The 11,337-nt window shown below is 60.0% G+C and carries 11 protein-coding genes; all 11 read right to left on the bottom strand.

What is annotated here, in order from left to right:
• Positions 1-2 precede the first annotated feature (2 nt).
• A complete protein-coding gene (locus ACSQ9D_RS32020; protein WP_037124728.1) occupies positions 3-602 on the bottom strand; it encodes a methyl-accepting chemotaxis protein in 600 nt (199 codons plus the stop codon).
• A gap of 113 nt (positions 603-715) precedes the next feature.
• The gene (locus ACSQ9D_RS32015) at positions 716-2,053 is read right to left on the bottom strand and encodes an NAD(P)-binding domain-containing protein (RefSeq protein ID WP_436285783.1); all 1,338 of its coding nucleotides are present in this window, start codon (positions 2,051-2,053) and stop codon (positions 716-718) included.
• Positions 2,054-2,122: 69 nt separating this feature from the next.
• A complete protein-coding gene (locus tag ACSQ9D_RS32010) occupies positions 2,123-3,163 on the bottom strand; it encodes a heme-dependent oxidative N-demethylase family protein (protein WP_436285782.1) in 1,041 nt (346 codons plus the stop codon).
• Positions 3,164-3,190: 27 nt separating this feature from the next.
• Positions 3,191-4,156: a PDR/VanB family oxidoreductase gene (locus ACSQ9D_RS32005; protein WP_436285781.1), complete on the bottom strand. Its 966-nt coding sequence runs from the start codon at positions 4,154-4,156 to the stop codon at positions 3,191-3,193.
• Positions 4,153-4,758 carry a dimethylamine monooxygenase subunit DmmA family protein gene (locus ACSQ9D_RS32000; protein ID WP_436285780.1) on the bottom strand — a complete coding sequence of 202 codons (606 nt, stop codon included), beginning with the start codon at positions 4,756-4,758 and terminating at the stop codon, positions 4,153-4,155. The genes ACSQ9D_RS32005 and ACSQ9D_RS32000 overlap by 4 nt, the downstream gene beginning before the upstream one ends.
• A 9-nt stretch (positions 4,759-4,767) precedes the next feature.
• Positions 4,768-5,901, bottom strand: a complete 1,134-nt coding sequence (locus ACSQ9D_RS31995) for an aminomethyltransferase family protein (protein ID WP_436285779.1) — start codon at positions 5,899-5,901, stop codon at positions 4,768-4,770.
• A gap of 113 nt (positions 5,902-6,014) precedes the next feature.
• The gene (gene folD / locus ACSQ9D_RS31990) at positions 6,015-6,920 is read right to left on the bottom strand and encodes a bifunctional methylenetetrahydrofolate dehydrogenase/methenyltetrahydrofolate cyclohydrolase FolD (protein WP_436285778.1); all 906 of its coding nucleotides are present in this window, start codon (positions 6,918-6,920) and stop codon (positions 6,015-6,017) included.
• Between the two features lie 3 nt (positions 6,921-6,923).
• Positions 6,924-7,808 carry a formyltetrahydrofolate deformylase gene (purU, locus tag ACSQ9D_RS31985; protein ID WP_436285777.1) on the bottom strand — a complete coding sequence of 295 codons (885 nt, stop codon included), beginning with the start codon at positions 7,806-7,808 and terminating at the stop codon, positions 6,924-6,926.
• A gap of 99 nt (positions 7,809-7,907) precedes the next feature.
• Complete coding sequence (gene glnT / locus ACSQ9D_RS31980; RefSeq protein WP_436285776.1) at positions 7,908-9,215, bottom strand: type III glutamate--ammonia ligase; 1,308 nt, start codon at positions 9,213-9,215, stop codon at positions 7,908-7,910.
• 78 nt (positions 9,216-9,293) lie between these two features.
• Complete coding sequence (locus ACSQ9D_RS31975; protein WP_037124647.1) at positions 9,294-10,622, bottom strand: FMN-binding glutamate synthase family protein; 1,329 nt, start codon at positions 10,620-10,622, stop codon at positions 9,294-9,296.
• A gap of 15 nt (positions 10,623-10,637) precedes the next feature.
• Complete coding sequence (locus tag ACSQ9D_RS31970) at positions 10,638-11,324, bottom strand: protein GlxC (RefSeq protein ID WP_436285775.1); 687 nt, start codon at positions 11,322-11,324, stop codon at positions 10,638-10,640.
• Positions 11,325-11,337 lie beyond the last annotated feature (13 nt).

Here is an 11,337-nt window from a genome sequence, read left to right as displayed (position 1 = left end):
GCTTACTCCGCCTTGCGCTGAGCGTTCGAGATCGCCCGCGCGGCCTCCTCCGAAGAGTTGGCGAGAGAGCGCATCTCCGCTGCGAGCACGGCAAAGCCGGACCCTGCCGTTCCGGCTCTTGCTGCCTCGATACCGGCATTGACCGCAAGCAGCTTCAGGTAGCGTAGGGACTGCAGGATTTCGCTGGTCTTCGACGCGGTGATCCGCATGTCGGCCGTCTGCTCGTCTATGCGCTGGTAGAGCGACTCGATGTTGATGATGCTGCCTTCGAGATAGAGCAGGTCTCCTGCCTCATCCCATACGCCGCCGCCGGTCTCCGTTACCCAGATGAAGTGTCCGTCGGCGTGGCGGACGCGATATTCCATCGTCCAATCTGTGCGGCTTTCCAGCGCCTTGCCGACAACCTGGTCCATGAGCGGCACATCCTCCTCGCACATGATCGAGGTGAAGGTCCGTGTCCGATTGCCGATGATCTCATCGGCACGATAGCCGAAGACACGTTCGATGCCGTCGGTCATCTCCAGCATCGTATAGTTCTCATCGGCGCGGCAGCGATAGAGAAAGCCGCTCATGCGGCCGAGAACGCTTGCTTGAAAATCCATGAAGACCATGCCCGAAGAAAAAGGAATTGCGGATCAAATTGCTTCGTCTCGTCTCAAACATGCCGGCAAAGGGGCACACGCCCCTTGCCGGTTACACAACATGCGTGTGGACATTAATTGCGCAGATATTCCTCCATGGAATCGTCAAGCGCATCGACCCAGGGCGTATGATGTTTCGGCGATATGTTACCCGTCATCAGCGAGCGATAGGCGTGGTCGCGAAAGCCCATGATGTTCTCCGCCTTGTGATGCTCCCATTCCATGAAGGTCCTGTTCGTGCCTTCGATGTCGAAGCTCGGATAGTCGGTTTCGGCAAGCAATTCCTTCACATAGTCGCCCTGATACCAGATCATCTGCTCGGCATCTTCCAGCGTTTCCTCGCGGGCGCGCCACATGTCGAAATTCGCCTTCAGTTCCTCTTCCTTTGGCAGCTCGATGCGGCCCATCATCACGTCGCGCGCCCACCAGGCCTGCACATCAAACATGTTGAAAGTGTAGAATTGGTCCTGCATGCCGATGTAGAAGAGCCGCGGATTCTTGTCGAAGATCACGCCCTTATAGAGGTGATCGGCCCAGAGCCGGTTGGCTGTCTTCAGGCGCAATTCATCGGGCAGGAAGGGAAAATGATGCTGATAACCGGTGCAAAGGATCAGCGCGTCGACATCCTTGGATGAGCCGTCGAGGAAATAGGCCGTCTTGTTCTCAAGCCGCGTCAGCAACGGCCGCTCCTCGAAATTTCCGGGCCATTTGAAGCCCATCGGCTTCGAGCGATAGCTCGTGGTGACTGATTTGGCACCGTATTTCCAGCATTGCGACCCGATGTCCTCGGCCGAATAGCTGCGGCCGACGATGAGGATGTCCTTGCCCTTGAACTCCAGCGCATCGCGGAAGTCGTGGGCATGCAGCACGCGGCCGTTGAAGGTCTTCACGCCCTCGAAATAGGGGACGTTCGGCGTCGAAAAATGGCCGCTCGCGACCACGACATAATCGAACTCCTCGTCATACATCCGGTCTTGGGCGCGGTCATGCGCCGTCACGGTGAACTTCTTCGTCTCCTCATCGAAGCGGACCATGCGCACCGGTGTGCTGAACCGCACCCACTTGCGCACATCCGCCTTCTCGACGCGACCCTTGATATAGTCCCAGAGCACGGCGCGCGGCGGATAGGAGGCAATCGGCTTGCCGAAATGCTCCTCGAACGAATAATCGGCGAATTCCAGGCATTCCTTCGGGCCGTTCGACCAAAGATATCGATACATGCTGCCATGGACCGGTTCGCCATATTCGTCCAGGCCGGTGCGCCAGGTGTAATTCCAAAGTCCGCCCCAATCGGACTGCTTTTCGTAGCAGACGACTTCCGGAATCGCGGCGCCTTTTTTCGCCGCCGATTGGAAGGCTCGCAACTGGGCCAGTCCCGAAGGACCGGCGCCGATAACGGCAACTCTTGTCATGAAGCATTCCCCTCTCGATTATATCGAAATTCTTGTCGAGTGTGGTCCGTCTGGCGCGTCGTTCCAGCGTCAATCCGGGAAGAAGCCGGGGCTGGTCGAGGCCCCGTCGTCGTATTTTGAAAGCCAGTCGATTGTGGTTTCGCGGAACCGTGTCAGCCCCTTGTAGTCGATGAGTTCCGGCGGCAGCGTGGCCAACACCCGCGGAAACCGTCGCGCCCATTTCGGGACAGTGACGAGCTCGCTCATGTTCATCAGATAGCAGCGGATGACGAACAGGATTGCATTCGAGCGCGGCAGGCGCCAGAGGCTCTGCAGTTCGACACGAAGATGCACCTTCTCGCCGACATTTTCCGGCGTCACCGTCGTTCGGTCCGGACCCCATTTCGGATAGTTTTCCGGGCTGGTGTCGAGGCGCGGATTGATGGTCATCGTCCAGTTGAAGCGTCGCGTCGGCTTGCCCTGCTGCAGGTTCAGGAGGAACTTCAGCGCACGGTCGAAGACGCCGATCTGATGGGCGAGTGGCACCGGTCCGTGCCATTCCATGAAATTCATGCCGATGTCGAAATCGAGCGACCAGTCGGCCTGGGTCGTGACCATGCCGGCATCCATCCAGAGGTTGCCATCGCGCTGGTCGACGATGCAGAAGTCGCCCTGGGCCTGACGGGTGATGTATTCAAAGGGCTCATAGGGCAGCGTCGAGCGGTCGCCGAAGGTGAAGGTATCATCGATGCCGAGCGGGCGATTGATCCATCGCCACTGGTCACCGTTCTTGATGAGCGTAAAATGCTCGGGATAACCGGCGGCCTGTTCCTCCATCAAGAGTTCCAGCGTATCCCATTGTGCCGACATCATGTGCGGCAGCGCCTGGTAGCGTAGCGGATCCTCCTTCAGCACCAGCGCCCGATCACGCATCTCCGCGATGTAATGTTCATCGACGTCGATCAGGCTTTCATAGACCGTGCCCGCCTGCCCCTTCACATGCGGTTCCATGTTGACGGAATACATGTAGTCGTCGCGATCGAAGGGGAATGGGAAGCGCCGAATGTTCTCCGGGCTGTTGCGATAGCTGAAATCGTCCCGGAACGTTTCCTGCTTGAAGGAGATTGCCATGTCCGTTCTCCTGGTTCGGCCCGGTGCCTAGAGGTCGAGATGCAAGGTGTTTCCCTCGAAGCGGGAAACACAGATCATCACCTTGCGGCCGGAAGCCTTTTCTTCGTCAGTCAGATAGACGTCTTGGTGCAAAAGCTTGCCATCGCAGACGGCAACACCAGTCTCGCATTGTCCGCAGGCGCCGCCACGGCAGAGGAAGGGGGCATCGACGCCCGCCGCCTCGATCGCTTCCAGCATGCTCTCGTGATGGCCGACATGGACTGTCTTGCCGGAGCGGGTGAGCTCGATCGAGAAGGGTTTGCCGGGTTGCGAGGACAGGAAGCGTTCGGAATGCAGGTTCTGCTTCGGCCAGCCGGCCTCATGGCCCGCTCGCAGCACGCCGTCGATCATGCCGGCTGGCCCGCAGACATAGAGATGCGTGCCGAGCGGCTGGGTCTCGAGGAGCCGGGCAACGGGGATAAAGTTGCGGTCGGCGTCACAATAAATCCTGACCCGCTGCGCGCCATACCGCTCAACAAGGTCCCGGCAATAGGCACCGCGATCCAGGGAGCGCACGGCATAATGCAGCTCGAAATTGGTGCCATCGCGCGAAAACTGCTCCATCATCGCAATGAAGGGCGTGATGCCGATACCGCCAGCAATCAATAGATGCTTGCGGCCGCGCCAGTCCGGCTGGAAGAGATTGACCGGATAGCTGACCCTGAGTTCGTCGCCTTCGATCACTTTTTCATGCATGAAAGCCGAACCACCGCGAGACGCCTCGACACGCAGCACGCTGATCTCATAGGCCGAACAGTCATGCGGCGGCGAGATCAGTGAATAAGCATTGCGTCGGACATGCCCCTCATCGTTCATCGAGACGATCACATGGGCGCCGCCGGAAAAGTAAGGCATCGGCTTGCCGTCCAGCCGTTCGAAGCGGAAGCGCTTGATACGATCGGCGACCGGCGTCACCCTCGCAACGCGGACCGGAATTTCTGTACCACCGCTCACAGGAACAACTCCTCCGGATCAGCTGCGCTGCCGGGTTCTTCCGCATCGATATTGACGCCCTGAAAGGCGCCGAGGCGGCGCGAATAATGATCGCGCACCAGAAGCGGAAGCCCGCAATGGCTGCAGACAAACGGACTATGGCTGACATCCTCGGTGATGCCCTTGCAATGAACGCATTGAACACGGCGCGCCAGGGAGCCGCGATGCTCCGTGATGATCGAGGCATGATCCATGCCGCAGTCCAGCGCCACTATCATCGCCTGGCCGATGAAACCCTCGGTGCCGGCGATATAAAGCCGCGTGCCCATATGGGCGGTCGAAAGCGACCGTTTCAGGCGGAAGAGTAGCGTTGCGATCGTCGGCGCGGTGAAGAACATGTCGGCGCTAAGCCTGCGCAGGGTCTCGTCATGGCCCTTGGCCTGCGAGCCGCGCGCGACATAGAGGATTTCGCTGCGCGAGAGGATCATCTCGTCGAGCGCGGTCATCTGGGTGAGGAGAGCATCGGCCCCCTCGCCTTCTAGCGCAAAGATGTGCCGCCGGGCGTGCGGCTGGATGGAGAGGCCCTTATAGACCGGTCGGCTCTTGATGCCTTCGACAAGCATGAGCGCCTCCTAACCGATAGCCGTCCTCTTCTTCTTTTCCGGGTCGTCGAACGGTAGCGTATGGGCAACCGCGCTCGCTTTGAGGCTCTTGCCGCGCACTTCGAGCTTCGTGCCCTGAACCGCCTTGTCGACGTCGAGGCGGGCGATCGCCATGGATTTTTTCGTCAGCGCCGAATAGCACGGGCAGGTGATGACACCCACTTGTCTGTCATCAGCAAACACCTCGTCGCCGAGGTCGGCCGGTCCCTCGGCATCGATGAGCATGCCGAAAATCTTGAAGCGCTCCTTGCCCTTGAGGCGGGCATGTTCCTCGGCGCCTCTGAAGCCGGTCTTGCCGGGGCTGACGGTGAAATCGAGGCCGAGTTCCCAGAGACTGTCGCCGGGCGGTTGATCGGCGAAGGGATACATCTGCGAATTATCGTAGGGATAAAAGAGCAGATAGCTTTCGACACGCAACATGTCGAGAACGCTGAAGCAGCAGGGGATGATCCCCATCTCCTTGCCTTCCGTGACGATGCGGTCCCAGACCATGGGGGCGTCCTGGCCGCGCACGAAGATCTCGTAACCGCGCTCACCGGTATAGCCGGTGCGGGAAATCATCACGGGGGCCCCGAACAGCGTCGTCTGGATGTGATGGAAATATTTGAGGTCACGGATGCCGGGCACATATTTGGCAAGGTAATCAACTGCCAGAGGTCCCTGGAGTGAGAGATCATGCAGGTCATCGTCGAAGAGGACGGCGCAGTTGCGCCCCGCCGCCTGCTTGACGAGCTCCTCGTGGCCGGAGCCTGAGCCATGGACCAGCATCCAGGAATTTGGCCCGGTGCGGTAAACGATGCAGTCGTCGGTGAAGTAGCCGCGATCGTTCAGCATTGCGGCATAGACGGAGCGGCCGGGATAGATCTTCGTCATGTCGCGGGTGGTGATATAGTCAAGCACGGCAATAGCGTGGGGGCCGACCAGATGCACTTTCTTGAGGCCGGAAACATCCATGATACCGGCCTTGGTGCGGATGGCGACATGCTCTTCCGACATGTCCTTGTCATAGGTCCAGGCGGTTCCCATGCCGCTCCAGTCCTCAAGTTTCGATCCGAGAGCACGGTGCCGGTCCGCCAAGGCGGAGAAACGCCATGATAATGCCATTCTCGTTCCCTCATTTTCTTCTACGGAATATTTATTTCCTGACTATAATCGTCTTTCACGCCTTGGCAAGCCGATCCGAATGGTTTTTTGTCATCGCTCTGTTGGCATTTCGCTCAAAATCTCGGCGGTTGTTTTCCCGCGGCACGATGGGCGGCAATGACGGTATTGGCCATCAACATGGCGATTGTCATCGGCCCGACGCCGCCCGGAACCGGCGTGATGGCGCCGGCGACATCTGCGGCTTCCAGATAGGCGACATCGCCGACCAGCCGGCTCTTGCCCTTGCCCCGCTCCGGTGCATGAATGCGGTTGATGCCGACGTCGATCACCGTTACGCCCGGCTTGAGCCAATCCGCTTTCACCATCTCCGGCCGGCCGACGGCCGCCACCAGGATATCGGCGCCGCACGCCACCGCAGGCAGGTCCTTCGTCTTCGAATGCGCGGTCGTCACCGTCGCATTGGCGGCAAGCAGCAATTGCGCCATCGGCTTGCCAAACAAGTTGGAGCGGCCGATGACAACGGCATCCAGGCCCGACAGGTCGTCGCCGTGGATGGAGCGCACCAGAAGCATCGCGCCGGCCGGCGTACACGAGATCAGGCCGCTCGTCAGATCGCCGGTCGCAAGCTTGCCCGCATTGACGACATGCAGGCCGTCGACATCCTTGTCCGGCCGGATCGACTGGATGATCGCATCGGCATTCAAATGCGTCGGCAGCGGCAGTTGCACCAGGATGCCATGAATGGCGGCATCCTCATTCAGCGAGGCCACCAGCTTTGCCAGCTCGTTCTGCGTCGTCTCGGCCGGCAGCGTTTGCTGGATGGAGTTGAAGCCGCATTCCTTGGCCATGCGGCCCTTGGCACCGACATAGGTGTGGCTGGCCGGATCGTCGCCGACAATGACGACCGCAAGCCCAGTCCTCACGCCGGTCTCCTTCTCGAGCCCTGCCGCCGCAATCTTCACCGCCTCGATCACTGAAGTCGCTGCACTCTTCCCGTCGATTACTGTCGCGAGGGCCATCACTCACCCCATCCGCTCGGATGCGTAGCTTCCCGGGCTTGCCGGGAAGACGATGGTGCGGTTGCCGTTGAGGAAGGTACGGTAATGGATATGCGCGTGAATGGCACGGGCCAGCACCTGGCTTTCCACATCGCGGCCGATCGACACGTAATCGTCGGCCGACTGCGCATGGGTGATGCGCGCCGTGTCCTGCTCGATGATCGGCCCCTCGTCCAGATCGGCTGTGACATAGTGCGCCGTCGCCCCGATCAGCTTCACGCCGCGCTCATAGGCCTGCTTGTAGGGATTAGCCCCCTTGAAGCTTGGCAGGAAGGAATGATGGATGTTGATGATCCGACCCGACATCTTCTTGCAGAGCGCATCCGACAGCACCTGCATGTAGCGGGCGAGCACGATCAGTTCGGTACCGGTCTGCTCGACGAGCTCCAGCAACTGTGCTTCGGCCTGTGGCTTGTTCTCCTTCGTCACCTTGATGTGGTGGAAGGGGATGTCGTGGTTGACCACCACCTTCTGGTAATCGAAATGGTTGGAGACGACGCCGACGATGTCGATCGGCAATGCCCCGATCTTCCAGCGGTAGAGCAGGTCGTTGAGGCAATGGCCGAAGCGCGAGACCATCAGGAGCACCTTCATGCGCTTCTTGGCATCATGGATCTCGGCGTCCATCTTAAACTTGGCCGCGATCGGCCTGAAGCCTTCCGCCAGTACTGCCTCGCCCACCCCCTCCTCGGAGATGAAGGAGACGCGCATGAAGAACATGCCTGTGTCGAGGTCGTCGAACTGGCTGGAGTCGACGATGTTGCAGCCCTGTTCAGCGAGATAGTTCGATATCGCCGCAACGATCCCGCGCGTCGATTTGCACGTCACAGTCAGTACATAGTTCTTCATGCTGATCTTCCTTCGCCGTCCAAGGCCAAAAAGCCGCGCCCGCGCCGGAGCGTGGCAATCCGGCACATGAGCTTATTCAGGCAATCGTCCGCTCCGCGCTCAGATATCGAGCGTGCTGTCGCGCTCCCACTGCGTGAAATGCGAGCAGTAGGCGTTCCATTCCTGGTGCTTGAGCTTCAGGTAGGCAGCTGAAAACTCGGAGCCGATCGCCTCCTTCAAGCCCTCGTCCTCATCATAGGCACGCAGCGCATCAAGCAGATTGAGCGGCAGGCGCGGCGCATCCTTCACCAGATGGCCCTGCGCATACATGTCGATGTCGTGATGCGGGCCGGGATCGGCCCTGCTGCGCAAGCCATCGAGGCCGGCGGCGATGATGATCGCCTGCAGCAGATAGGGATTGACCGCACCGTCAGGCAGGCGCAGTTCGAAGCGGCCGGGACCGGGCACGCGGACCATATGCGTCCGGTTGTTACCGGTCCAGGTCACCGTGTTCGGCGACCAAGTGGCGCCCGATGTCGTGCGCGGCGCGTTGATGCGTTTGTAGGAATTAACCGTCGGATTGGTGATCGCAGCCAGTGACGAGGCGTGCTTCATGATGCCACCGAGGAAGTGCCGACCTTGCGCCGAGAGGCCGAATTCCGCTTCCCTGTCGGCAAAGACGTTGGTCTTGCCGTCATTGCTCCACACCGAGATATGGCAATGGCAGCCATTTCCGGTCAGCCCCTTGAAGGGCTTCGGCATGAAGGTGGCGCGCAGCCCGTGCTTCTCGGCGATCGACTTGACCATGAACTTGAAGAAGGAGTGCTTGTCTGCGGTCTTCAAGGCATCGTCGAACTCCCAGTTCATTTCGAACTGGCCGTTGGCGTCCTCGTGGTCGTTCTGATAAGCACCCCAGCCGAGTTCCAGCATATAGTCGCAGATCTCGGCGATGACGTCGTAGCGGCGCATGACGGCCTGCTGATCGTAGCAGGGCTTTTCGGCAGTATCGTATTCGTCTGAAATCTTCGAGCCATCGGCTGTGATCAGGAAGAACTCGGCTTCGACGCCGGTCTTTACCCGCTTGCCTTCCGTTTCTGCTTCCTTGACGAGTTTCTTCAGCACGTTGCGCGGCGCCTGGGCGACCAACTCGCCTTCCATCATGCAATCAGCCGCAACCCAAGCAACCTCCTTCTTCCATGGGAGCTGGATAACGGATGATGCATCCGGCACGGCGAAAAGATCGGGATGCGCGGGCGTCATGTCGAGCCAGGTGGCAAAACCGGCGAAGCCCGCGCCCTCTTCCTGCATGCCGGCAATCGCCTGGGCAGGCACCAGCTTGGCCCGCTGGCCGGAGAAAAGATCGGTATAACTGATCATGAAGTATTTGATGCCTTTGTCTTTGGCAAAAGCAGCAAGGTCCAGTGTCATTCTCGTTCCCCTTTGGATTTCTTCGAGACACTTCGATTTATGCATGCAGCCGCCGGGCTCTTCGGCCCGGTCGGAGAATTAGTACCCCCCCTTCCCTGGGTACCAGCTTGTGCCGGCCAGCGGAATCTGTGCCATGGCGGCTGCTTCCATCGTCAGCGCGCACAGATCTTCCGGCTCCAGATTGTGAAGGTGGTTCTTTCCGCAGGCGCGCGCGATCGTCTGTGCTTCGAGCGTCATGACCTTCAGGAAGTTGGCCAGGCGTCGACCAGCTGCGATCGGATCGAGGCGCCCGGCGAGCTCGGGATCCTGGGTGGTGATGCCAGCCGGATCCTTGCCTTCGTGCCAGTCGTCGTAGGCACCGGCGGTCGTGCCGAGCTTCTGGTACTCGTCTTCCCAGCGAGGATCGTTGTCGCCGATCGCCACCAGCGCCGCCGTGCCGATCGCAACAGCGTCGGCGCCGAGCGCGAGCGCCTTTGCCACGTCTGCCCCGGAACGAATGCCGCCAGAGATGATCAACTGTACCTTGCGATGCATACCGAGATCCTGCAGCGCCTGAACGGCCGGGCGGATGCAGGCAAGCGTCGGCATGCCAACGTTTTCAATGAACACGTCCTGGGTCGCAGCCGTGCCGCCCTGCATGCCGTCGAGCACCACAACGTCGGCGCCAGCTTTTACCGCTAACGCGGTGTCGTAGTAAGGGCGCGCGCCGCCAACCTTGACGTAGATCGGCTTCTCCCAATCGGTGATTTCGCGCAGCTCCATGATCTTGATTTCGAGGTCGTCAGGTCCGGTCCAGTCCGGATGGCGGCAGGCCGAGCGCTGATCGATGCCCTTCGGCAGGTTGCGCATGTTCGCCACCCGATCGGAGATCTTCTGGCCGAGCAGCATGCCGCCGCCCCCGGGTTTTGCACCCTGGCCAACCACCACTTCAATCGCATCTGCCCGACGCAGATCTTTCGGATTCATGCCGTAGCGCGACGGAAGGTACTGATAGACAAGCGTCTGGGAATGACCGCGTTCCTCGTCGGTCATGCCGCCGTCACCGGTCGTCGTCGACGTGCCTGCAAGCGTGGCGCCGCGTCCGAGTGCTTCCTTTGCATTGCCCGACAATGCTCCGAAGCTCATGCCAGCAATGGTAATCGGTGTCTTCAGGACGATTGGCTTGCGGGCAAAGCGGCTGCCGAGAACGACCGACGTATCGCACTTCTCGCGATAGCCTTCGAGCGGATAGCGCGAGATTGAGGCACCGAGAAAAAGAAGGTCATCGAAATGCGGTACCTTGCGTTTCGTGCCGGCGCCGCGGATGTCGTAGATGCCGGTTGCCGCTGCGCGGCGGATTTCGGCCAGCGTGTAATCGTCAAAGGTCGCAGACTTGCGCGGTGGCGTAAAAGGATTGTGATAGCTCATGATGTTTCCTTCGCCTCAGTACGCGTCGGCGTTGTCGATGTTGAAGTTGTAGAGCTTGCGCGCTGAACCGTACCGCTTGAATTCTTCTGGCCTGACGCCACTGACGCCTGCCTTGTCGAGGAGCACAGAAAGCTTTTCGAGATGCTCCGGCCGCATCTCCTTTTCGATGCAGTCGGCGCCGAGGCTTTTGACCGAGCCACGCACGAAAAGCTTTGCTTCGTACAGGCTGTCGCCAAGAGCGTCGCCGGCGTCCCCGAGCACAACCAGATGGCCGGACTGCCCCATGAAGGCAGACATATGGCCAACACTGCCGTGCACGACGATATCGATGCCCTTCATCGAGATGCCGCAGCGCGAGGCTGCGTTGCCCTTGATCACCAAGAGTCCACCGCGTCCGGTCGCCCCTGCATACTGGCTCGCATCGCCTTCGATGACGACGGTGCCCGACATCATGTTTTCGGCAACACCGGGGCCAGCCGAGCCAAGGACGGTAACTTTGCCGCCGTCGTTCATGCCGGCGCAATAGTAGCCCACAGATCCTTTGACATCGACCGTGACGGGAGCGTCGATACCGACGGCCACAGCGTGATGGCCGCGCGGATTGACAACCTCGAAGGCGGTATCGTTGGCGCCCGCCACAAGGCCGTGGAGCGCACTGTTGAGTTCACGCAGTGGCGTGACGGAAAGGTCGAAAACTGGCATGAAAGAACTCTCT

This window comes from Rhizobium sp. LjRoot258 (assembly GCF_964254185.1).
Lineage (GTDB): Bacteria > Pseudomonadota > Alphaproteobacteria > Rhizobiales > Rhizobiaceae > Rhizobium.
This window is presented reverse-complemented; position numbering and strand designations above follow the sequence as displayed.

Bases quoted from the DNA above. Each gene is read 5' to 3' on its own strand.
- ACSQ9D_RS32020 (WP_037124728.1), bottom strand. From the start codon at position 602: ATGGATTTTCAAGCAAGCGTTCTCGGCCGCATGAGCGGCTTTCTCTAT.
- ACSQ9D_RS32015 (WP_436285783.1), bottom strand. From the start codon at position 2,053: ATGACAAGAGTTGCCGTTATCGGCGCCGGTCCTTCGGGACTGGCCCAG.
- ACSQ9D_RS32010 (WP_436285782.1), bottom strand. From the start codon at position 3,163: ATGGCAATCTCCTTCAAGCAGGAAACGTTCCGGGACGATTTCAGCTAT.
- ACSQ9D_RS32000 (WP_436285780.1), bottom strand. From the start codon at position 4,758: ATGCTTGTCGAAGGCATCAAGAGCCGACCGGTCTATAAGGGCCTCTCC.
- ACSQ9D_RS31995 (WP_436285779.1), bottom strand. From the start codon at position 5,901: ATGGCATTATCATGGCGTTTCTCCGCCTTGGCGGACCGGCACCGTGCT.
- folD (WP_436285778.1), bottom strand. From the start codon at position 6,920: ATGGCCCTCGCGACAGTAATCGACGGGAAGAGTGCAGCGACTTCAGTG.
- purU (WP_436285777.1), bottom strand. From the start codon at position 7,808: ATGAAGAACTATGTACTGACTGTGACGTGCAAATCGACGCGCGGGATC.
- glnT (WP_436285776.1), bottom strand. From the start codon at position 9,215: ATGACACTGGACCTTGCTGCTTTTGCCAAAGACAAAGGCATCAAATAC.
- ACSQ9D_RS31975 (WP_037124647.1), bottom strand. From the start codon at position 10,622: ATGAGCTATCACAATCCTTTTACGCCACCGCGCAAGTCTGCGACCTTT.
- ACSQ9D_RS31970 (WP_436285775.1), bottom strand. From the start codon at position 11,324: ATGCCAGTTTTCGACCTTTCCGTCACGCCACTGCGTGAACTCAACAGT.